The sequence below is a fragment of the Brevundimonas sp. LjRoot202 genome (genome assembly GCF_964253355.1).
Classification (GTDB): domain Bacteria; phylum Pseudomonadota; class Alphaproteobacteria; order Caulobacterales; family Caulobacteraceae; genus Brevundimonas.
Genome location: NZ_CAXUQW020000002.1, coordinates 35,001 through 56,321, shown reverse-complemented (window position 1 = coordinate 56,321; position 21,321 = coordinate 35,001). Strand labels below are relative to the sequence as shown.

22 protein-coding genes (1 of these 22 cut by a window edge) are annotated in these 21,321 nt (G+C 69.5%); 14 read left to right on the top strand and 8 right to left on the bottom strand.

The genetic code is table 11. The features are described 5' to 3' along the window. Positions 1 to 61: 61 nt before the first annotated feature. The 10 genes from ACSQ1L_RS05105 to ftsA all read left to right on the top strand — a co-directional run bounded on the left by ACSQ1L_RS05105 (position 62) and on the right by ftsA (position 9,386). The gene (locus tag ACSQ1L_RS05105) at positions 62 to 823 is read left to right on the top strand and encodes an SPOR domain-containing protein (RefSeq protein WP_435992605.1); all 762 of its coding nucleotides are present in this window, start codon (positions 62 to 64) and stop codon (positions 821 to 823) included. Next, positions 820 to 1,872 carry a beta-N-acetylhexosaminidase gene (nagZ, locus tag ACSQ1L_RS05100; RefSeq protein ID WP_435992603.1) on the top strand — a complete coding sequence of 351 codons (1,053 nt, stop codon included), beginning with the start codon at positions 820 to 822 and terminating at the stop codon, positions 1,870 to 1,872. The genes ACSQ1L_RS05105 and nagZ overlap by 4 nt, the downstream gene beginning before the upstream one ends. Further along, entirely contained in the window at positions 1,869 to 2,687 is an 819-nt protein-coding gene (locus ACSQ1L_RS05095) for a segregation and condensation protein A (RefSeq protein ID WP_435992601.1), read from the top strand. The genes nagZ and ACSQ1L_RS05095 overlap by 4 nt, the downstream gene beginning before the upstream one ends. Further along, positions 2,687 to 3,343, top strand: a complete 657-nt coding sequence (scpB, locus tag ACSQ1L_RS05090; RefSeq protein ID WP_435993647.1) for an SMC-Scp complex subunit ScpB — start codon at positions 2,687 to 2,689, stop codon at positions 3,341 to 3,343. The genes ACSQ1L_RS05095 and scpB overlap by 1 nt, the downstream gene beginning before the upstream one ends. Positions 3,344 to 3,411: 68 nt before the next feature. Next, positions 3,412 to 4,842 carry a UDP-N-acetylmuramate--L-alanine ligase gene (murC, locus tag ACSQ1L_RS05085; RefSeq protein ID WP_435992599.1) on the top strand — a complete coding sequence of 477 codons (1,431 nt, stop codon included), beginning with the start codon at positions 3,412 to 3,414 and terminating at the stop codon, positions 4,840 to 4,842. Positions 4,843 to 4,874: 32 nt separating this feature from the next. After that, positions 4,875 to 5,306, top strand: a complete 432-nt coding sequence (locus ACSQ1L_RS05080) for a hypothetical protein (protein ID WP_435992597.1) — start codon at positions 4,875 to 4,877, stop codon at positions 5,304 to 5,306. Continuing rightward, positions 5,303 to 6,214, top strand: coding sequence for a UDP-N-acetylmuramate dehydrogenase (murB, locus tag ACSQ1L_RS05075; RefSeq protein ID WP_435992595.1), 912 nt, complete (start codon positions 5,303 to 5,305; stop codon positions 6,212 to 6,214). Before ACSQ1L_RS05080 ends, murB begins: the two co-directional genes overlap by 4 nt. Before the next feature lie 12 nt (positions 6,215 to 6,226). Next, on the top strand, positions 6,227 to 7,165 hold the full coding sequence (locus ACSQ1L_RS05070) for a D-alanine--D-alanine ligase (protein WP_435992593.1): 939 nt from the start codon (positions 6,227 to 6,229) through the stop codon (positions 7,163 to 7,165). Then, positions 7,153 to 8,052: a cell division protein FtsQ/DivIB gene (locus ACSQ1L_RS05065; RefSeq protein ID WP_435992591.1), complete on the top strand. Its 900-nt coding sequence runs from the start codon at positions 7,153 to 7,155 to the stop codon at positions 8,050 to 8,052. Before ACSQ1L_RS05070 ends, ACSQ1L_RS05065 begins: the two co-directional genes overlap by 13 nt. Further along, positions 8,049 to 9,386, top strand: a complete 1,338-nt coding sequence (gene ftsA / locus ACSQ1L_RS05060) for a cell division protein FtsA (protein WP_435993646.1) — start codon at positions 8,049 to 8,051, stop codon at positions 9,384 to 9,386. The genes ACSQ1L_RS05065 and ftsA overlap by 4 nt, the downstream gene beginning before the upstream one ends. A 40-nt stretch (positions 9,387 to 9,426) precedes the next feature. Here the strand turns inward: ftsA and ACSQ1L_RS05055 are convergent, their stop codons facing one another. Next, on the bottom strand, positions 9,427 to 9,990 hold the full coding sequence (locus ACSQ1L_RS05055; protein WP_435992589.1) for a DUF3035 domain-containing protein: 564 nt from the start codon (positions 9,988 to 9,990) through the stop codon (positions 9,427 to 9,429). A 61-nt stretch (positions 9,991 to 10,051) separates the two neighbouring features. After that, entirely contained in the window at positions 10,052 to 10,558 is a 507-nt protein-coding gene (gene lspA / locus ACSQ1L_RS05050) for a signal peptidase II (protein ID WP_435992587.1), read from the bottom strand. Positions 10,559 to 10,723: 165 nt separating this feature from the next. Between lspA and ACSQ1L_RS05045 the strand changes: the two genes are divergently transcribed. Next, a complete protein-coding gene (locus tag ACSQ1L_RS05045) occupies positions 10,724 to 11,980 on the top strand; it encodes a cation:proton antiporter domain-containing protein (RefSeq protein ID WP_435992585.1) in 1,257 nt (418 codons plus the stop codon). A gap of 12 nt (positions 11,981 to 11,992) precedes the next feature. Here the strand turns inward: ACSQ1L_RS05045 and ACSQ1L_RS05040 are convergent, their stop codons facing one another. Then, positions 11,993 to 12,784, bottom strand: a complete 792-nt coding sequence (locus tag ACSQ1L_RS05040) for a PhoH family protein (protein WP_435993645.1) — start codon at positions 12,782 to 12,784, stop codon at positions 11,993 to 11,995. 292 nt (positions 12,785 to 13,076) lie between these two features. Here ACSQ1L_RS05040 and ACSQ1L_RS05035 point away from each other — a divergent pair, with 292 nt between their 5' ends. Further along, complete coding sequence (locus ACSQ1L_RS05035; protein ID WP_435992583.1) at positions 13,077 to 13,604, top strand: gamma carbonic anhydrase family protein; 528 nt, start codon at positions 13,077 to 13,079, stop codon at positions 13,602 to 13,604. 8 nt (positions 13,605 to 13,612) lie between these two features. Here ACSQ1L_RS05035 and ACSQ1L_RS05030 read toward each other — a convergent pair whose 3' ends face one another. Continuing rightward, entirely contained in the window at positions 13,613 to 14,152 is a 540-nt protein-coding gene (locus tag ACSQ1L_RS05030) for a PAS domain-containing protein (protein WP_435992580.1), read from the bottom strand. A 140-nt stretch (positions 14,153 to 14,292) separates the two neighbouring features. Between ACSQ1L_RS05030 and ACSQ1L_RS05025 the strand changes: the two genes are divergently transcribed. Further along, positions 14,293 to 15,168 carry a hypothetical protein gene (locus ACSQ1L_RS05025; RefSeq protein ID WP_435992579.1) on the top strand — a complete coding sequence of 292 codons (876 nt, stop codon included), beginning with the start codon at positions 14,293 to 14,295 and terminating at the stop codon, positions 15,166 to 15,168. Positions 15,169 to 15,294: 126 nt separating this feature from the next. On the opposite strand, the gene ACSQ1L_RS05020 is transcribed toward ACSQ1L_RS05025, so the two are convergent. The 4 genes from ACSQ1L_RS05020 to hfaA all read right to left on the bottom strand — a co-directional run bounded on the left by ACSQ1L_RS05020 (position 15,295) and on the right by hfaA (position 20,902). Then, positions 15,295 to 18,153 (bottom strand): M16 family metallopeptidase, encoded by a 2,859-nt coding sequence (locus ACSQ1L_RS05020; protein WP_435992578.1) that lies wholly within the window; start codon positions 18,151 to 18,153, stop codon positions 15,295 to 15,297. A gap of 136 nt (positions 18,154 to 18,289) precedes the next feature. Further along, on the bottom strand, positions 18,290 to 19,531 hold the full coding sequence (gene hfaD / locus ACSQ1L_RS05015; RefSeq protein ID WP_435992577.1) for a holdfast anchor protein HfaD: 1,242 nt from the start codon (positions 19,529 to 19,531) through the stop codon (positions 18,290 to 18,292). Continuing rightward, positions 19,458 to 20,474 carry a holdfast anchoring protein HfaB gene (gene hfaB / locus ACSQ1L_RS05010; protein ID WP_435992576.1) on the bottom strand — a complete coding sequence of 339 codons (1,017 nt, stop codon included), beginning with the start codon at positions 20,472 to 20,474 and terminating at the stop codon, positions 19,458 to 19,460. The genes hfaD and hfaB overlap by 74 nt, the downstream gene beginning before the upstream one ends. After that, a complete protein-coding gene (hfaA, locus tag ACSQ1L_RS05005) occupies positions 20,471 to 20,902 on the bottom strand; it encodes a holdfast anchoring protein HfaA (RefSeq protein ID WP_435992575.1) in 432 nt (143 codons plus the stop codon). The genes hfaB and hfaA overlap by 4 nt, the downstream gene beginning before the upstream one ends. 65 nt (positions 20,903 to 20,967) lie before the next feature. Here hfaA and ACSQ1L_RS05000 point away from each other — a divergent pair, with 65 nt between their 5' ends. After that, positions 20,968 to 21,321, top strand: the 5' end (the start) of a protein-coding gene (locus ACSQ1L_RS05000) for a rhomboid family intramembrane serine protease (protein WP_435992573.1). The gene runs 408 nt beyond the window's last position; 354 of the gene's 762 nt are visible here — the first part of the coding sequence; its start codon is at positions 20,968 to 20,970; its stop codon lies off the right edge, out of view.

Genomic DNA, 21,321 nt, shown 5'->3' with positions numbered 1-21,321 from the left:
CGACCGGGATAGAGTGTCTGTTCCGCGCGTCGATTCGCGCGGCACGACGGAAGGCGCGGCCATGTCCCACGAAGATCCCTATCGCCCGAACCAGGGCCGCGACCGGGGCGCCTATACGCCGCCGACCGACGACGACCTGCCGTTCAACCGCGGGGGCTACGACCCGCGCCGGGGCGGCGGGGGAGGCGGCGGCAAGGGGCCGCCGTGGACGCTGATCATCTCGGCGGTCGTGCTGCTGGTGCTGATCATCGCCGTGGCGGTCTATTACAGCCGGGGCGGCCTTCGCGCCTCCGAAGACGCGCCACCCGCAGTGGGCACGCCCGTCGGCGAGATGAAGGCCGGCGTCCCCATCGACGCCCAGCCGGTCGATCCGACCGCCGGCATCGACGTCTATTCCGAGGCGCCCGCCGCGACGACGGACCCCACCTTCACGGCGCCGCCGGAAGAGGTGGCCCCGCGTCCCGCGCCGGCGCCGATCGAGGGAGCGCCGCTGCCCGCTCCGACCCGCCCGGCCCCTGCTCCGGCTCCGGCCCCGACCGCTCCGCCCGCCAAGAAGGCCGAACCCAGTCCAGCCCCGGTCGGTGGAAGCGCCGGCGTCCAGATCGGCGCCTTCTCGACCCCGACCCTGGCCGAGCGCGAGTACAACGCCGTCGTCGGCCGCTATCCCCAGCTCACCGAGGGAGGCAGCCGCCGGGTGCAGGAGGTGACGGCGTCGAACGGCTCGACCGTCTATCGCACCACCGTCACGGGTCTCAGCCAGGAACAGGCGAGGGCCCTGTGCGGCGCTATCCGGGCCTCGGGCGGGGACTGCATCCTTCGGTGACACGCTCGGCGGCGATCTACGGCTGCAGCGGGCATCGGCTGACCGCGGCGGAGAAGGCGTTCTTCGCCGAGGTCCGGCCGTGGGGCTTCATCCTGTTCCGCCGCAACGTCGACAGCCCAGACCAGCTGCGCGCCCTGACCGACGAGATGCGCGACTGTCTCGGCGACGCGGCGGCGCCGGTGCTGATCGATCAGGAGGGCGGCCGGGTCCAGCGGATGGGGCCGCCGCACTGGCCGAAATACCCGCCGGGCGACGCCTTCCTGAAGGCGACCAACGACCCGCTGGCGGCGCGCGAACTGGTGCGGCTGGGAGCGCGGCTGATGGCGCATGACCTGAAATCGGTGGGGATCAACGTCGACTGCGCCCCGGTGCTGGACGTGCCGGTGCCGGGCGCCCACGACATCATCGGCGACCGGGCCTATGGGCGCGATCCGGCGACGGTGACGATGTTGGGCCGGGCGGCGGCCGAGGGATTGCTGGCCGGCGGGGTGCTGCCGGTGGTCAAGCACGCGCCGGGGCACGGCCGGGCCTTCGCGGACAGCCATCACGACCTGCCGGTGGTGCATGCCGACCTGAAGACGCTGGACGGCTGGGACTTCGCGCCGTTCCGGGCGCTGTCGGACATGCCGCTGGCGATGACGGCGCATGTGGTCTTCGACGCGGTGGACCCGAAGCGGCCGGCGACGACGTCGCGAAAAGCGGTGCGGCTGATGCGCGAGCACCTGGGTTTCAGCGGCCTGATCATGACTGACGACCTGTCGATGAAGGCGCTGTCTGGTTCATTGCGGGAGCGGACTGAGGCCTCGCTGAAGGCCGGCTGCGACGTGGTTCTTCACTGCAATGGCGACCTCAAGGAAATGCGGCAGGTCGCCGAGGGAGCCGGCAAGCTGAAGGGCAGGACGGCGAAGCGGGCGGAGGCGGCGCTGACGCGGATCGTTCGCGATCCCGAGCCCTTGGACCCAATGGAGGCGCGCGACCGTTTCGACGCGCTGATGGCCGGGCGGCTGGACGCGGCGAAGGGGCCGGATGTCGGGGAGCGTCAGGCATGACCGACGCCTTTCAGCCCAATCTGGATTTCGCCGCGGTCGAGCAGGCGGACGAGCACGACGCCTTCGTGGTCGATCTTGAGGGCTATGAGGGCCCGCTGCACGTGCTGCTCGCGCTGGCGCGGACTCAGAAGGTCGATCTGCTGAAGCTGTCGATCACGAAGTTGGCCGAACAGTATCTGGCCTTCGTGCACGAGGCGCGGCGGCGGAATTTCGCGCTGGCGGCCGACTATCTCGTGATGGCTTCGTGGCTGGCCTATCTGAAGTCGCGCCTGCTCTTGCCGCGCACCGAGAAAGCCGGCGAGGAGATGCCGGCCGAGGAGATGGCGGCGGCGCTGGCGTTCCGGCTGCAGAAGCTGGAGGCGATGCGCAAGGCGGTGGAGGCGATCACCGCCCGGCCCCGGCTGAAGCGCGACGTGTTCACGCGCGGCGACCCCGAGGCGCTGGTCATCATCCCGTCCGACCGGATCGACGCCAGTCTGTACGAGCTGATGGCCGCCTATGTGACGCAGCGGCGGCGCGAGGAGCAGCGGCGCTACAATCCCGGCCAGCGGGTCGAGGCCTTCGGGCTTGAAGCGGCGCGGGACTGGCTGCGCGACATCCTGCCCCGGCTTGAGGAATGGACGCCGCTCGAGCGGGTGGCGCCCGAGAAGCACGGGGCGGAGGGGCCGTCGCAGGCCAGCTTCACCGCCTCGACGCTGTCGGCCAGCCTGGAGCTGGTCAAGGAGGGGGCCATGGACGTCAAACAGGCCGAGGCCTTCGCCGAGCTGTACCTGAAGCGACGCGGACGCGGGCAGGTGCTGGAGCTGACGCCGTGATCCAGTTCGCCCCCGATCATCTGGAGATCGAGCGCCGGGTCGAGGCCCTGCTGTTCGCGGCCGCCGGCCCGCTGTCGGCGGCGGAGATCGCGCGGCGGCTGCCCGAGGGGGCGGACGTCGGCGGGGCCATCTCGGCGCTTCGCGAGCGGTATCAGGGGCGGGGGGTCGAGCTGGAGTGCGTGGCCGATCGCTGGCGCTTCCGCACGGCGGCGGACCTGTCGTTCATGATGACAGAGGAGCGCGAGGAGCCGCGGCGGCTGTCGAAGGCGGCGCTCGAGACCCTGGCGATCATCGCCTACCACCAGCCCTGCACCCGGGCCGAGATCGAGAGCGTGCGGGGGGTGTCGCTGTCCAAGGGCACGCTGGACCTGTTGCTGGAGATGGGCTTCGTACGGCTGAAGGGCCGGCGGCGGACGCCGGGGCGGCCGGTGACCTACGCGACGGCGGACAAGTTCCTAGAGCATTTCAGCCTGTCGAGCCTCTACGACCTGCCGGGGGTGCAGGAGATGAAGGCGGCCGGGCTGCTGGACCTGTCGATCCCCGTGGGGTTCGAGGTGCCGGACCCGTCGCGGGCGTCGGACGAGGACGATGCGCCCTTGCTGCCGGGCGAGGAGGACTCGCCCGAGTTCGCGCAGGATTTCGTGGCCGAGGACTGAGCGTTCCTCTCCCCAAGGGGGGAGGATCGGGTGTCGCAATCCCCCCGATCCCCCGCTATGACGCCTGAATGATCGCACGCCTTCGTCCCGTTCCGTTCGACCTCGGTCCCGTCCATTTCGTGGGCATAGGCGGCATCGGCATGAGCGGCATCGCCGAGATCATGCTCAAGATCGGCTATTCGGTGCAGGGCTCGGACGCGAAGGCCAGCGCCAATACGGAGCGGCTGGAGAAGCTGGGCGCGAAGATCTTCATCGGCCACGACGCCGCCCATGTCAGCGACGGGGTGTCGGCGGTGGTCTATTCGACCGCAGTCAAGCCGACCAATCCCGAGATGGTGGTCGCCCGCGAACGCCGCATCCCGCTGGTGCGCAGGGCCGAGATGCTCGCCGAGCTGATGCGGCTGCAGTTCTCGGTCGGGGTCGGCGGCACCCACGGCAAGACCACGACGACCTCGATGGTCGCGGCGGTCCTCGACGCCGGCGGGCTGGACCCCACCGTGGTCAACGGCGGCATCATCAACGCCTATGGCACCAACGCCAAGGTCGGTGACGGCGACTGGATCGTGGTCGAGGCCGACGAGAGCGACGGCAGCTTCCTGCGCCTGAAGTGCACGGTGGCGGTGATCACCAACATCGACCCGGAACACCTCGACCACTACGGCGACTTCGACGCGCTGAGGAAGGCGTTCGTCGATTTCATCGAGGACATCCCCTTCTACGGCTTCGGCGTGGTCTGCCTCGACCACCCGGAGGTGCAGCGTCTGGTCGCCTCGATCGACAACCGGCGGCTGGTCACCTACGGCCTCAACCCCCAGGCCATGGTCCGGGCCGAGAACTGCGACATGGGCGCAGACGGCTGCCGCTTCGACGTGGTGATCCAGGGCCAGGGACTGGCCGCGCTGGACGAGCCGACGCGGATTGAGGGCCTGCACCTGCCCATGGCCGGCTGGCACAACGTTTCAAACGCGCTGGCGGCGATCGCCGTGGCCCGCGAGCTCGATGTCTCGGATGCGGCCATCAAGGCGGGGCTGGCGGGCTTCGGCGGGGTGCGGCGGCGCTTCACCACCACAGGCGTGGCCAACGGCGTGCGCGTTATCGACGACTACGGCCACCACCCGGTCGAGATCGCCGCCGTGCTCAAGGCGGCGCGGCAGGTGGCCGAGGGGCGGGTCATCGCCGTGGTCCAGCCGCACCGCTACACCCGGCTGCGCGACCTGATGGAGGAGTTCTCGACCTGCTTCTCGGACGCCGACGCGGTCATCGTGGCCGACGTCTATCCGGCCGGCGAGACGCCGATCGAGGGGATCGACCGCGACGCGCTGGTCGAGGGCGTCCGCCGCTTCGGCCACCGCTCGGTGCAGGCGCTCGACGGCGTCGAGGCCCTGCCGGGGCTGATCGCGGCGGAGGCGAAGGACGGCGATCTGGTGGTGCTGCTGGGCGCGGGGGACATTACCCAGTGGGCCTATGCCCTGCCGGGGCAGCTGGAGGCGCTGGGGTGATCACACGCGCTCTCGAAAGCTTTTGCACTGAGATGCGCGATCTGGCGTCCCGGATTGATGCCCCCGAGGCGTTCGTTCCGATGTGCGGAAGGTGCGGACGCCAAGGTTGGAGCGTCGATATTTCAGACGATGGGAGCGAGTATGTCTTCTCGGCGTCCGACAAAGGCGCTCCATACGACCTCTGCCGTTCAACAGACCGGGCGAGAGTTATGGAAGCCGTGTTTGTCGATGTCACAGAGCGACTGGCGAGGAAAGAAGTTGTCGCCCGGTATCCTCCAATCAGCTTCTGGCGGTCCTTGTTGGGGGAGCTGGGGAGACCTAACCCGATCAGGCAGCAACGGGAAATCCAGATTGTGGAGGAAGCGTTGCTTTCGCGGATCAACCTAGGTTGGGGCGAGCGGCGCGCTATCGAGAACGCCATGCGCCTGAGACGTGACGTGGATTTCTATTTCGGGGTTCAATGACAGCCTCTTCTGATTTTCCAGCCGTTCGCGGCAAGCTGCTCCGTGATGAGCCGCTCGGGCCTTTCACATGGTTCCGGGTGGGCGGGAGCGCCGACACCCTGTTCATTCCGGCGGACCCCGACGACCTCGCCGACTTCCTGAAGGCGCTGGACCCGGTCGTGCCGGTGACGGTGCTGGGCGTTGGCTCCAATGTCATCGTCCGCGACGGCGGGGTCGAGGGCGTGGTCATCCGGCTGGCCGGGCGGCCGTTCGCGGGGATCACGGCGGAGGGCGACACGATCACCGCCGGCGCGGGGGCGCTGGACTCGATGGTGGCCAAGGCGTCGGCCAAGGCCGGCCTCGCGGGGCTGGAGTTCTACGCCGGCATTCCGGGGACGATCGGCGGGGCGCTGACCATGAACGCCGGCTGCTATGGCGCGGAGACGAAGGACATCCTCGTCTCGGCGTGGGGGCTGAACCGGAAGGGCGAGCGCGTGGAATATGCGCTGGCCGACTTCGGCTACACCTACCGCCACTCCGAGGCGCCGGCCGACATCATCTGGATCGAGGCGACCTATCGGGGAACGCCCGCCGATTCCGAGGCGGTCTCCGCGAAAATCTCCGAAATCACCTCGCGCCGCGAGCAGACCCAGCCGATCCGCGAAAAGACCGGCGGCTCGACCTTCAAGAACCCGCCCGGCCATTCGTCGTGGAAGCTGGTCGACGAGGCGGGCTGGCGCGGCAGACTGTTCAAGGCCACCGGTGGCGGGGCGATGTTCAGCGAGCTGCACTCCAATTTCATGATCAATCCCGGCGAGGCGACCGCCGCCGATATCGAGGGATTGGGCGAAACCGTGCGCGGGGACGTTAAAAGTAAACTCGGCGTAAACCTTGAATGGGAGATCAAGCGGATCGGCCGAGCCGCCTGATCAGGACACCCGATGACCCGCCCCTTCGCAGACCTGCACGTCGCCGTCCTGATGGGCGGGCTGTCGCCGGAACGCGAGGTGTCGCTGACGTCGGGCAAGGGGTGCGCCGACGCGCTGGAAGGGCAGGTGGCGCGGGTCAGCCGGGTCGACGCCGGGCGCGACATCGCCGAGGTGCTGAAGGCCCTGAAGCCCGATGTGGCGCTGAACGCCCTGCATGGCGTGTGGGGCGAGGACGGCTGCGTGCAGGGCGTGCTCGAGACGCTGCAGATTCCCTACACCCACTCCGGCGTGCTGGCCTCGGCTCTGGCCATGGACAAGGACAAGTCGAAGGCCGTGCTGCGCGCCGCCGGGGTGGTGGTGCCGGGCGGCGGGCTGTTCGACCGGTTCGAGGTGGCGCGACGCCACGTGATCGAGCCGCCCTATGTGGTCAAGCCCAACGCCGAGGGCTCGTCGGTCGGGGTCTATCTGGTGCCGGAAGGCGCCAACGGCCCGGTGATCCAGGTCGGCGAGCCGGACTGGACCTATGGCGACCTGGTGATGGTCGAACCCTACATCCCGGGGCGCGAGCTGTGCGTGGCGGTGCTGGGCGAACCAACGGGGCCGCGGGCGCTGACGGTGACCGACATCACCCCGGTGAAGGGCTTCTACGACTACGAAGCCAAATATGCCCCGGGAGGGTCGATCCATAAGCTGCCGGCCGAGATCCCGCCGCATGTGTTCGAGGCGGCGCTGCGCCAGGCCGAGCTGGCCCACGCCGCCATGGGCTGCCGCGGCGTGTCGCGGACCGACTTTCGTTATGACGATATTAACGACGTTCTCGTTCTTCTGGAGGTCAACACCCAGCCCGGCATGACGCCGACCTCGCTCGTCCCCGAGCAGGCGGCCCATCTCGGAATGGGTTACAAAGACCTGGTCCGGTGGATGGTGGAGGACGCCTCATGCCCGCGGTAGTTCGCGGCGGTCGGCGACAGAGTAACAAGCAGCCGGCCAAGCGGTCCGCGGCTCCGAAATCCGGAGGCCGGGGCCGCGCGTCCCGCAACGCCTCGGCGACCCCCGACAAGATGGCGGCGATCGGCCGGCTCGACCTGTCGCCCCGCGCCGTCGCCGTCACGATCTTCGCCGGCGTCCTCGTCCTGGCGGGCGTGCTGACCACCGGCGCGCGCGCCGACCGGATCGGCGCCTCGATCAACCAGGGCGTGGACGGCCTCGCCGTCGGCCTGGGTCTGAAGCTCGACAAGGTCTACATCGAGGGCGAATCCGCCGAGGCGAGCGCCGCAATCCAGCGCGCGGCGCAGCTGCGGCCCGGTCAGGCCATGACCTCGATCGACCTCGACGCGGTGCGTGAGCGGGTCGAGGGCGTCGGCTGGGTCAAGTCGGCCCGGGTCGTGCGCCTGCTGCCCAACACCCTCGTCGTCCACGTCGTCGAGCACGACCGGCTGGCCATCTGGCAAGCCGGCGGGCGCAACATGGTCATCGACAGCCATGGCCAGGTGATCCGGGGCGCCGACGCCGGCCGCTATCCGAACCTGCCGCTGGTGGTCGGCAAGGGAGCCGAACAGGCCGCCGCCGAGGTGCTGCCGCTGATCGCCCAGCGTCCCCGGCTGATGGGCCGGCTCGAGGCGTTGGTGCGGGTGGATGAACGCCGCTGGGACCTGCGCCTCAAGGACGGCAGCCTGATCCAGCTGCCCGCCACCAACCAGGACGCGGCCCTGATCCAGCTGGACGCGCTGGACCAGCGCGAACGGCTGCTGGAGCTCGGGTTCGCCCGCATCGATCTGAGAACGCCCGACGAGGTCGCCGTCCGGCCCTCCGCCGGCGCCGCCGAGAAACAGGGATAACGCGTATGGCCGGGCGGTCTGTGGACAAATCTGTGGATGGCGGCAAGTCCGCCGCCGGTCGGGCGCCGGTGGTGGCCGCGCTCGACCTCGGCCACGCCAAGGTCGGCTGCTTCATCATGAAGCCCGACGGCGTGCGTCACGCCGACCGCACCATCCGGGTGGCGGGGGCGGGTCACGTCCAGTCGCGCGGCATCCGCGGCGGCGGCATCGTCAACATGGACGAGGCGGCCCAGGCTATCGGCCACGCCGTCGAACGGGCCGAGCGCGCCGCCGGCTCGCCGGTCTCGGGCGTCGTGGTGACCACCGCCATCGGCCAGATGGCCAGCCACCGGGTGCAGGCCCGGGTGTCGCTGGGCGCCAATCCGGTCGGCGACGCCGACCTGGCGCGGGCCATCGCCATGGCCCTGGCCCAGATCCGCTTGCCCAACCGGCGACCGATCCACGTGCTGCCGATCGCCTGGTCGGTGGACGGCGCGCGCGGGGTGCACGATCCGCGCTCCATGAAGGGCCATTCACTGGGGCTGGACCTGCTGGTCGTGTCGATGGCCGAGAGCGCCTTCACGGCCCTGAGCCACTGCCTCGAGCTGGCCCACCTGGACCTGCAGGGCGTGGTGGCCGCGCCAGTGGCGTCGTCGCTGGCGGCGCTGGAAGACGACGAGATGGACCTCGGCTGCGTCTGCATCGACATGGGCGGCGGGGCGACCTCGGCCGCGGTCTGGGGCGGGCGCTCGCTGCTGCACATCGAAAGCCTCAACGTCGGCGGGGACCACGTCACGGCCGACATCGCCCGGGGGCTGTCGACGTCGCGGGCCGGGGCCGAGCGGCTCAAGACGCTGCACGGCTCGGCCATGGCCAGCGCCAACGAGGATCGCGAGATGCTGGAGGCCCCGCCGCGCGGCGAGGACCCGTCGGCCGGGCCGGTGGTGGTGCCGCGCGCCATGCTGAAGACCGTCATCGCCCCGCGCGTCGAGGAGACGCTGGAACTGCTGCGCGACCGGCTGCGCCATGCGGGAGTCGGCCTCGAGCCGGGCGCCGGCCTGGTTCTGACCGGCGGCGCCAGCCAGCTGAACGGGGTGCGCGAGCTGGCGGTGCGGGTGTTCGACCGGCCGGTGCGGCTGGGCAAGCCGCAGCGCGCGCCACACCTGGCCGACGCGGCCTCGGGCCCGGCCTTCTGTTCGGCCGCCGGCGTGCTGCTGCGCGCCGCCTATGGGCCGCGTGAAGCCGTTTCGGCCCGGAAGTTGATGTCCCGTCAGATCACCGCCGCCGACGCGCCGCGCGTGCACCGGGGCGGACTCGTCGCCCGCGCGGCGGGCTGGCTGCGCGAAAACCTTTAGCGATCAGGCCTGTCTCGCCCCGAAAAGGGCGGCGGAAGCCCTAGAGGCCCGGCAGCTTGAAGCCGGTGTCGCGACGCGGCGCGATGATGATGCCGGCCTGGCCGCCGGTCAGGGCCTGCAGACGCTCATACTCGCTCGCCGCGTCGATGGTGACGGCGCCGGTGGCGGTCTGCGTCGTGGTCGGCGCCTGGGTGGCGGCGTTGTCGCGGCGCCAGAAGAGGATGCGGTTGGCCCAGCCCTCTTCCTTGTGGGCGAGGTCGCCGAACTCGTCGTCGATGACATAGCGGGCCAGCGGATCGGCGCGATCGCCGCCGGCCTGGGCGACCAGCACCTGTTCGCCGGGCGACCGGGTCACGGCCTGGCGTTGGCCGAGAAGGATCTGCCGGGCGGCGGATTCGGGGGCCAGTTCCTGCGGGCGCGGCTGGCCCGGCGCCGGCGGGCGCAGGCCGTATTCCGGCGGCACAGTCAGGGGCGCGGTCGAGACGGTCAGGAACTCGTCGGGAGTCACCTTGGTCAGGCCGATGCTGTTGCGCATGGTGCCGCACCCGCCCAGCACGAGGGCCGATGCGGCGAGGGTCAGAACGGCGGTGCGGGTAAGGCGCATGTTTGATCTCGGCTGGGCGCGCCCGGCAGGCGCGCGCGTAGTCCATAGAGGAAGCGGCTGATTACGACTTTTCGGCGGCCACGCCAACCTTGGCCGCCCTTTCGGACAGCAGGCTGTCGAGGATGAGCAGGATCACGCCGACGGTGATGGCGCTGTCGGCGACATTGAACACCCAGGGGAAGACGCCGGTCCCGGAGAAGTCGAGGAAGTCGACCACGAATCCGAAGCGGATCCGGTCGATCACATTGCCGATGGCGCCCCCCATGATCAGGCCGATCGAGGTGACCAGCAGGCGGCGGTCGGCCTTCAGGGCCCACCAGCCGAGAACGCCCGCGACCACGACCGAGAAGACGCTGAGCATCCACCGCGCCGAGCCGTCGCCGAACAGGCCGAAGCTGACGCCGCGGTTCTCGACCCAGGTGAAGTTGAGAACCGGCGGCCAGACCGGGACGCGGCCAAGCTCGCGCAGGTCCAGGCCGGAGAGAACCCAGGCCTTGGTCAGCTGGTCGACGACGATGATGAGAATGGCGAAGCCGTAGGCGGCCAGGGCGATGCGTGGGATTTTCATTCGGGTCGCTGAAAAGTGAGGCAGACCGGTTAGCAGGCCCCGCCGCGGGCGCGAAGGGGCAATCGTGCCGCGCGGGCGGCATGGGAGGTTGCGTCAGGCCGCTGCAGACCGCAAATGTGGCGCTTCCCGACCCGAGGAACTCACCGCCCGCCGCAAGGAGCGCCGATGCCGCATGCCGACAGCCTGATCCTCACCCTGGTCGGCGGCTTCGTGCTGGCCTTCGTGTTCGGCATGTTGGCCAACCGGCTGAAGCTGTCGCCCCTGGTCGGGTATCTGGTCGCCGGCGTCGTTGTGGGCCCGCATACGATCGGCTTCGTGGCCGACACGGAACTGGCGCCGCAGCTGGCGGAGATCGGCGTGATCCTGCTGATGTTCGGAGTGGGGCTGCACTTCTCGCTCGCTGATCTGATGAAGGTGCGCAAGATCGCCATTCCCGGCGCCCTGGTGCAGATCGCCGCCGCCACCGTGCTCGGCTGGGGCATGGGCCGGCTGATGGGCATGGGGGATCTCGAAGCGGTGCTGATGGGCTTCGCCCTGTCCACGGCCTCCACCGTCGTGCTGCTGAGAGCGCTGGAAGAGCGCAAGCAGGTCAAGGCCGAGGCCGGGCGCATCGCCATGGGGTGGCTGATCGTTGAGGATCTCGTGATCGTGCTGGCCCTTGTCATCCTGCCGTTGCTGGTGGCGGGGGCGGGCGAGGCGGCCGGCCCCGTCATGCTGGCGCAGTCCATCGGCTGGACGCTGCTCAAGGTGGCGGGCTTCGTGGCCTTCATGCTGCTGGCGGGCACGCGGATCCTGCCCTGGCTGCTGGTCAGGATCGCCCACACCCGGTCGCGCGAGTTGTTCACCCTGGGCGTGCTGGCCATCGCCCTGGGCATCGCCTGGGTGGCCTACCAGCTGTTCCATTCGTTCGCCCTCGGCGCCTTCCTGGCCGGGCTGGTGCTGAACAGTTCGCCGCTGGGGCACAATGCGGCGGAACGGTCGCTGCCGTTGCGGGACGCGTTCGCGGTGCTGTTCTTCGTCTCGGTCGGCATGCTGTTCGATCCGACCATCCTGGTGCGCGAACCGCTGGCCGTGCTCGGCGTGCTCGGCATCGTCATCGTCGGCAAGTCCATCGCGGCCCTGGGCATCACGACGGCGTTCAAGCTGGACAAGGCGACCAGCCTGACGGTGGCGGCGGCGCTCGCCCAGATCGGCGAGTTCTCCTTCATCCTGGCCGCGCTCAGCGTCGGGCTGGGGGGTATGTCGCAGGAAACCCACGACCTGATTCTCGCCGCGGCCCTGCTGTCGATCTCGCTGAATCCGTTCGTCTTCGCCCTGATCGACCGCCTCGGCGGGCGGCCCAGGCCGCCGGCCAGCGGCTCGCCGGAGGGAATCGCCTTGGCCGAGGAAGAGGCCGCCGCGCCCAATCCCGCGACGGCCTGATCCTGCGCGGGGTCAGAGCACCCCGATCATGCTCGCCACCAGCGGGTGGCGGACGATGTCGCGCTCCGCCAGCTTGACCACAGCGATGTCCGGCACCGGCGCGAGGCGTTCGGCGATGTCGGATAGGCCGGAGATGCCGGGCAGCAGGTCCGACTGCTGGGGATCGCCGGTGACCACCATGGTCGAATGCCACCCCAGCCGCGTCAGCAGCATCTTGAGCTGGACGTAGGTGCAGTTCTGGGCCTCGTCGACGACGATGAAGGCGTTGTTCAGGGTGCGGCCGCGCATGTAGCCGATGGGGGCGATCTCGATCAGCCCCTCGGCCATCAGCGCCTTGACCCGCTTCATCGACAGCCGGTCCGACAGGGCGTCGTAGAGGGGCCGCAGATAGGGCGCGAGCTTGTCCTCCATGTCGCCGGGCAGGAAGCCGATCGACTCCCCGGCCTCGACCGCGGGGCGGGACAGGACGATGCGGCCGACCTTGCCCGCCTCCAGCGCCTCGACGGCTTTGGCGACGGCGAGATAGGTCTTGCCGGTGCCTGCCGGCCCCAGCGCCAGGACCATGTTGTGGTGATCGATGGCCGTCATCAGCTCGGCCTGACCTTCGGATTTCGGCTTCAGCGTCTTGAGATAGGCCTGCTCGCGGTCGTCGTTGGAGGGATAGGGCGACCAGCCGGCGTGGGTCGGGAGCCGCCTTACCTTGGCGTCTTCCATGAACTGCCGCGAATCCAGAACCCCGTGTTCACGGGACATGTCGCGGGTCTGACGCTTGATTGCCGCACGCTTGGTCATGGACGCCTCCAGGGCATGAAAAAAGGCGATGCCGCAAAAGCATCGCCTCGAACGAACAGGGAGAGGTAGGGGACAGAGGATGCGACGCACCCGCCCGGGTCGGAGGAAGGACCAACTTCCAGCGGAAACACCCGCCGACCGGAACGCGTCACGCGCGTCCTCCGTGGATCTGACCGGACCGGGCTTGATCCGGCTTCGGATCCGGGGCCGAAATGGCGACCTCGAATCGCATCTACACTCTGATGCTAGCGTGGTTTACGAACGCTTAAAGCGCTGATTGGCTTCAAGATAAGGTGATGATTAGATGACGATTCATGCGTTGGCGGACAAGAAACCGCAGCTTCCCCCCGAGGGCGAATACTGGGTGGCGCCGGATGCAACCGTCATAGGAGACGTGATTCTCAAGCCCGGCGCCAGCATCTGGTTCGGCGCCGTGGTGCGCGGCGACAACGATCCGATCACCATCGGGCGGGACACCAATATTCAGGACGGCAGCGTGTTGCACTCCGACCCCGGAGAGCCGCTGACCATCGGCGACGGCGTGACGGTGGGGCATATGGTCATGCTCCACAGCTGCGAAATCGGCGACAACACCCTGATCGGCATCGGGGCGGTGGTGCTGGGCCGGGCGAAGATCGGAAGGAACTGTCTGATCGGCGCCAACACCCTGATCACCGAGGGCAAGGAAATCCCGGACGGCTCGCTGGTCATGGGCCAGCCCGGCAAGGTGGTGCGCCAGCTGGAGCCCGGCCAGATCGAGGCGCTGAAGGCGTCGGCGGCCCACTATGTGCAGAACTGGAAGCGCTATGCGACAGGTCTGAAGCCGGCGTGAGGCGCGGCTCAGGCGATCCGGCGACCGCCGACGGCGGCGAGGCTGAGCGGGGCCCGGGCCGCATCCCCCACGCCGATCGAGACCCGCGCCGTCAGCAGCCGCGGCTCGTCGGCGGCGAGCGTGAGGGTGGCGGCGGGCGCATAGAGGCCCAGCAGCCGGTCCGGACGGCCTGACGGTCCGCGCAGCGGCAGCAGGGCGACCTCGATCTGCGCGGTGAGGCTGCCGGCGAGGGCGACGATCACGACCGGTCGGCCCTCGCGGACGGCCTGAAGAAGGGCGGTGGACACCAGCGGTCGCGAGGCTGTTCGCCACAGGGACAGCAGGGACTGGCCCTTCAGGCTCTCGCCGTGGAAACCCTCGATCCAGCCTCCCGCCAGACGGACGACGGCGTCGTCGCGGCATCGCTGGGCCATGAAGGTGCGCGGCAGGCGCAGGCCCAGGGCGTCCGGCTCCAGCGCCGCACGGTCGGGAATGCCGCCGCGCGACACGGACCGGCGCGACAGGGCCGTCCAGTGATCGATCAGGAACTGCGTGTCAGGGTGAAACATCGTCTCTGCCTCTGGCGCGCACGCCGCAAGGACCAGGCCGGACGAAACGCAACGGAAACGAAAGGCTTTGCGGTTCAGATGCAGGCTGGAGCGGCCCACGTCTTGCAGGGACCGCGATGTTTCAATCTGGAGGTCGGCCCATGCGGGTGCGGATCATGAACTGGACCCCGGCCGTGGCGACGTTCGTCGTCGTGACGGCGGTCGCGGGCGCCGCCGCCGCTCAATGCGGGCCGGTGTGCCCGCCGCCGCCGCCGCCGTGCTGCGAACCGCCCCCGCCGCCGCCCCCGCCGCCTGCACCGCCGCCCTGCTGCCAACAGCCCCCCGCGCCGCCGTGCTGCGGCGGCGGCGGCGACGTCAACGTCAATGTGAACGTCAACGCCAGCGCCGACGCCGGAGCGCGCAGCCGGGCCGGACTGAACGCCCGCGCCGGCGGCAGCGTCTTCGTCTCGGGCGGGGGCTCGGCCTATGTGACGGTCGACCAGCCCTATCCGACCACCATCAACGGCCTGACGGTCGAGGGCGCCCGCGTGCGCCAGGTCATCCGCGTGCCCTATGAGGCGCGCCGCCGGTGGGAGAAGCGGGTGGTCATCCGCGCCTTCTGCATCGACGACCGCAACGTGCCCCACCCGGCCTCGCAGGTGCGCCCCGACCGGGAGGTTGACGCCGATTACGAGGGCGAGCTGTACCGCTGCCTGGCCGGGACCTGGCTGCAGTACACCTGGGCCGAATACGCCGGAGACGTCGACTTCGAGCGGGGCGAGACGATGAACTGCCGCAAGGGCGAGTCGCTGTGGCACGGCCGCGGCGGCCAGGTCGAATGCCGGGACCAGAAGACCGAGCGGGAATGCAACGAGCGTTCGCTGCTGCGCCGCTATGGGGCGGGGGTGAAAATCCTGACCATGGTGCGTGAGGAGATCTACACCGAGTACCGCGAGGAAGTGGTCGAACAGGCCGGCGTCGCGGTTTCGGGCGCGTCCATCACCCTCGACGGCGGCGTCGGCGGCCGGGTTTTCTGACGCCAGCCTGAACACCGCTGTTCAGCCGGGCGTCATTCCGGACTGGCTAGAGTATCGATCGTCGGCTCTGTCGACGATCCTGAGAAGCGACTGGCCCCGATCCGCAAGGACCGGGGCCTTTTTTCGCTATTCCGCGGCGGCGGCCTGGGTCGACCGGACCGTGGTCTTCCACGCCCGTTCCGGGCGCAGGTACTGGCGGGCCAGGCGCTGGATGTCGGCCGGGGTCACAGCCTCCAGATCGGAAATCTGGGTGAGGGTCTGCTCGACCTCCCGCGGATCGGTCGCCACGTCGGCGAGCTGCGCCAGCCAGTATTCATTTCCGGCCTGGGAACGGCGCAGCGATTCGATCAAGGGCAGGCGGGCGCGGTTCAATTCGTCCTCGGTCGGCGGCGCCTCGTGCAGCGAGGCGACGATCGAGTCGACCGCGGCATAGAAGGCGTCCACCTTGTCCGCCGCCGTTTCGCCACGGACGGCGATGTAGCCGTAGCCCTCATAGACATCGGACGCATTGGCTCCGACGCCCGGGGAATAGGCCAGGGCCTGGCGTTCGCGAATCTCTTCAAGCACCCGCAGGGACAGGACCTCTGAAAGCAGGTTGACCTGCCGTGCTTCGGTCCGGTCGCCCACCTGGTCCGTGGTCGGGAAGGCGACAAAGGCCAGCGCCTGTTCGGCCGGCCCGGTGTGGGTCAGCTGGACCGGCTCGGGCGTGGGGGCGGGGAAGCGCAGCGTGGTCGCTTCGGGGGCCGGAACCGGATCGGGCCCGCGAGCGGGCAGGGCGCCGAGTGTCGGGGCCACCGCCGCGACGGCGTCCTCCACGGTCAGGTCGCCGACCATGATCACGTCGATCGGACCCGAGGCGAGGCCGGAGGTCACGCCCGAGCGCAGTTCCTCGATCGTCCAGGAGGCGACCTCCGGGACGGTCGGGAAGCTTTCCCGCTTGTCGCCGCTGGCCAGCAGGCCCGAGCCCTGAACCTGGAAGGCGCCGCCGGGCGTGGCCAACTGTTGCTCGAGGATCTGCGGGAACAGACCCTTGATCTGCTCGAAAGGAGCCGGGCGCATGGCCGGATCGGTGAGATAGGCGGTCAGGACCTGCAGCTCGAGGTTCAGATCCTCGGGCCGGGTAGCGCCGGACAGCTGATAAGTGTCATCGGAGACGGAGAAGCCGGCCGAATAGATCCGCCCGGTCAGAACCCGCGTCAGTTCATCGAACGTGAGCTTGCCGACCCCGCCCTGGGTGAAGAAGGCGGGAGCGAGCGACTGCGGCGTCGACCGGTCGGTCGGCAGGCCCAGGCCGCCGATGCCGGTGCGGACGCTGACGAGGATCTGCTCGTCGCGGAAGGTGGTCGGCTTGACCGTCAGGCGCACGCCGTTGGCGAACGTCACGACGGTGGCGCCCAGTTCGGCGATCTCGCGCTGCTCGCTGACCACGCCGGGCGTTCCGAAGCTGGTGTAGGGCCATTCCAGTTCAGCCTGCGCCGCCGGCGCCGAGACCGGGACCTGGCGGGAGGCTTCGAGCGCCGCGGTTACGGCCGCCTCGCCGCCCTCGATGTCGACGGGCGTGATGACCAGGGCCAGCGGTCCGCCGCCCGAGAAGGCCGGGGCCAGGGTGGCGTTGACCTGTGCGGCCGTGAGGCCTTCCACGGAGGCGTTGAACAGGTCCAGTTCGGTTTGCGGCGAGCTGAACACCTCCGCCTCGTTGACAGCGCTGACCAGCCCATTGGCCAGGGCCGGAGTCCGCCGGGTGGCGGCTGCGGCCACGGCGGTCTCAAGGCTGGCCCGGATCGCCGTGATTTCACGCTGCAACTCGGCGTCGGACACGCCGTACTGCACGAGCCGCCGCTGCTCCTGCTCCATAACCTCAAGGGCGGGCTTCCAGCCGCCCGGATTGAAGTCGGCCGACACCGCGGCGACGTCGAGGCTGTTCCACAGGGTCGAGAGGCCCCCGCTGGCGCCGGTGAACGGCGGATTGTCCGAGCGAGCTATCTCGCCGAGCCGCCGGTTCAGCACCCGGATGCCGAGAGTCTGCAGGAGGTTTTCACGGCGCTCGGCGACCGTGTCGAGGTCGAGGTCCGGCGCCTTGGTCCAGTTGAGCTGGATCTGCGACTGGATACCGGGTTCGACAAGGATGCGGGTGGCGGGCTCGCGCGGCGCCACCGTGCCAAGGTCGGGTTCGGGACCGTCCGCCGCCGAGGGCTCCCAGCTCTCGAACGCACCCCGGATCTTGGCCTCCATGACATCGACGTCGAAGTCGCCGACGGCCACGAAGGTGGCGCGCGAGGGCCGGTAGTAGGCCTCATAGAACTCGACGAAACGTTCGCGCGGCGCGGTCCGGATGATGTTCAGGTCGCCGATCGGCAGGCGCTCCGAGATGCGCTGGCCGGGTGCGAGCAGCGCCAGCTGGGCCTTGATCGAGCGGAGCCCGGGCGTATTGCGCAGCCGCTCCTCGCCGACGATCACGTTCCGCTCGGCGTCCACCGCGTCGGGGGCCATCAGGGCCTCGGAGACCTGCTCGCGCATGATGCGCAGGCTGGTGTCGACGGTCTCGTCGTTCGTCCGCGGCAGCTCCAGCATGTAGATGGTTTCGTCGAACCCGGTCGAGGCGTTGGTGTCCGCGCCGAAGGCCAGGCCGAGCCGCTCGAGAATGCGCAGCAGGTCGTTCTCGGGGATGTTGGTCGTCCCGTTGAAGGCCATGTGCTCCATGAAGTGGGCCAGCCCCAGCTGGTCCTCGTTCTCCATCAGGGACCCCGCGTCGATCCGCAACCGCAGCGACGCCTGTCCGGGCGGGGTGGCGTTGCGCAGGATGGCGTACTGCATGCCGTTCGCCAGGACGCCGAAGCGGACGTTGGCGTCCGCGGGGATGTCGCTGGCGCCGTGGGCCCACGGATCGGAGGGCTGGACCTGCGCCTGGGCCAGGGCCGGGGAGGCGGCGGTGAGCACCGCCACGGAGGCGGCGGCGAGCAGGAGCAGGCGACGGGGTGAGCGCATTTGGCTTCTTTCCGATGGGCGCGAGGGCGCCCGGATCGGGGCCGCGCCGGAGGAGGTTCAGGGGGTCGCGATCCTCGACCGCCGACGCCCCTGACAACCTTTTAGCGAAGAAGCAGGCCGCTCAAGTTACGGAAGATTAATGTGAGGGCCGGGAGACGTGGAAGGTGGCGGAGTTGCCGACCGCGTTGGCGCCGGTGATCGCCGCCCGGCCGGAGCCCGCGACCGTCGTGCTGGCGATCGCCGAGACGTCGCCGCTGTTGGTCTGGCTGTTGCGCGCCTCGAGATAGCCTTCGCACTCCGAGCAGGCATAGCCGGTGACGCTGTTGCCGACCGCGTCGGCGCCGACGTAGGCGTCATAGCCGTTCGTGCCCGAGAAGGTCGCCGTCACGGCGACGCCGCCCGAGTTGATCTGGCTGTTGTCGATCTCGACGTAGATGTCGTTGTTGCCGACCGACAGCTCGTTGGCGGCGCCGCGGGCGTGCGCTTCGGCCCGGCCATAATCGTAGGCCGTCGTGGTGGCGGCGGCGCGGACGAAGCTGGTGTTGTCCTGGCTGGACTCGACCACGACCGATCCACCTTCATTATAGAGCACGGCCTGGTTGGCGGCGGCGTGCGCCCGGCCGGTCAGGTCCCAGGCGTTGCCGGCGTTGGCGCTGGACTCGGCCTCGACGAAATCGCCGGTGGAGGTCTGGACGATGCGGAGGTCCTGGCCGGAGGTCTGGCCACTGGTCACCGCGACGGCGTTGATGATGGCCTGGCTCGAGACGCTGGCCTCGGCCGGAATGTACTGGGTCTCGATGCGGTCGTAGGCCCGCACGGTGGCGGAGGACGACTGGTCGATCGCGCCGCCGACCGAAGCGCCTTCGCCGTACAGGGCGACGGTGTTGGAGATGGCCGAGGCGTTGATGACCGCGCCGCCCAGCAGCCGGGCGTCGTCCTCGCCCAGCTCGGAGGTGGCGCTGACCAGCCCGGTGCTGGACTGCGCGGCGTCGACGGTCAGGTCGGCGTCATAGGCGCTGACCGCCAGGTAGTTGCCGCCGGCCTGGGTGGTGGCGGTGACGAGGCCATCGGTGTCGCCGCCCAGGGTCATGTCGGTCGTGGCGACGGCGTCGCCCTGCATCTGCTGGTCGGACTGGACCGTGACGCTGCCGTTCTCGACCGCCCCGGAGGCGCTGTTGCCCTGGGCCGAGGTGCTGACGGTGACCTGGTCCTGGGCGTCGACGACGTTCAGCGTCTGGTGCGAGAAGACGTCGCCCAGCTGCAGCTGTTCATTCAGGACGATCGTGCCGTCCTGCGCCGAAGCCTCAGTAGCGGCTGCGACGCACAGCGCCGTCGCGGCGATCGTGCCAGCGAGACGGATCCGCGCGGGTATCGCCATTGTTCGTGTCCGTGTTTGCATAAGCCGGATAGTAGCCGCCGGTGGGGCCGGTCGTGCCGCCGAGGGGGTCGGGGCCGGCCGAGAGACAGATGTCGGGGCCGGGCGCGCCGTACAGGTTGGCCATGAACTCGACCGTCGCCCGCTCGATCAGCGCGCGCACCGCCAGCTGCACCGGCTCCAGCCCGCCCTCGCCGGCCGAGATGTCGAAGACGTTGCCGTTCAGGAAGTCGAACACGCCGGCCGAAATCTCGCGGCCGATGATCTGCTTCTGGTAGGAGATGACATCGACGACCTCGAAGGAGGTGGTCTGCACCACCCGCAGGTCGATGGCGACGTTCATCACATAGGCCTTGCCCGCGAAGGCCGTGGACAGTGGCGTCTGGCTGGTCGCCTGGCCGGCGGCCATGTCGAAACCGCCGGAGCGGATGTTGTAGTTCACCTCGGTGATGCCGCCGATGATGTAGAAATCCGATCCAGGCACCGATCCCGCGAGGATCCGCCGGTATTCCACGTCGTCCGGGCCGCCGACGCCTTCATCGCCGATCAGGCGGTTGTTCGCGTAGCGCAGCTCCATTTCGCCGACGGAGGTGTCGTAGCGCTCGACCAGACGGGCGCCCGCCTTGGCCAGGGCGGTCATCGCCATCGCCGAGGCGCCACCGGTGATCTGGCGTCCGCCGTCGGCGGAGACCGTGCCGGTGTAATCGCTGATCCGTCCCACCGCGATGCGCGGCGACGGCAGATTATAGCGCCGGGCGTAGTCTGCCATGCAGTAGAGGGCGGCGGAGTAGGGGGTCGGGTTGGCGGTCACCGGCGCGTTGCCGATCGGCGTGGCGTAGGTGCCCTGCGGCCCCGCGGACGCGGAGATGCAGCCGCCCAGAAGCGCGGCGATGGCGCTCGCGGCGGCGGCCGTCCTCAGACGCCGGGCGGTCGGACCGTGATTCATGGAAGCCTCAAGGTGCCGTTCAGGCTGGTTCCGGCAGTGACATTGCCGTTGTTGGTCTGGGTGGAGTTGACGATGACCGTGTTGTGGTCGCCCTGAACCACGACGTTCAGGCTGTTGCCGATGGCCGTGGAGCCGCCGATGGCCGTGCCGCCGTTCGCGCCCGCGCCCGAGAAGCTGGACGAGACGCCGCCGCTGGCGCTGGAGTAGCTGCTGGCCCCGGCCTGGATGATGCCGTCGACGATCAGGCGGTTGCCGTTCTGATCGCGGGTCGATCCGGTCTGGGGCCGGGCGGTGGTGTAGCGCGATCCGCCGTAGCCCGCCTGGTAGCTTCCCATGCCGGACGAACCCGCCGACTGGGCCGCCGCCATGGCCGGCAGGGCGAGGAGGGCGCTGGACAGCGCGCAGACGGTCTTCAGCCGGATGGGCAAGGCGAACCTCCACATGCGAACACGGTTGCTGATCGGAAATGCAACCCCCGTGCCAAACATCGATCATGGTTATTAAGAAACCGCTTGCGATGGTGAACGGCGATCACGATGTGCCGCTCACGACACGCCCGAGGAGCCTCGCCCTGACCGACCAGCCGCCGCCGCCCGAACGAATCTTCACGGCCCCGGCCGTGACCCTGATCCTGGCCGTTTCGTTGCCCATCCTGTTCTGGCTGCAGACGACCCTGCCCGACGGGGGGGTGTCGCTGGCCTTCCGCCCGGCCTCGCTGTGGAGGGGCGACTGGTGGCCGGGGATCTTCACCTCGATGTTCATCCATCACGGATGGGGACACGTGGCGATGAACGCCGTGGGCGTGCTGGCCTTCGCCTCGCCCGTCGCCCGGCTGATGCCGGGGCCG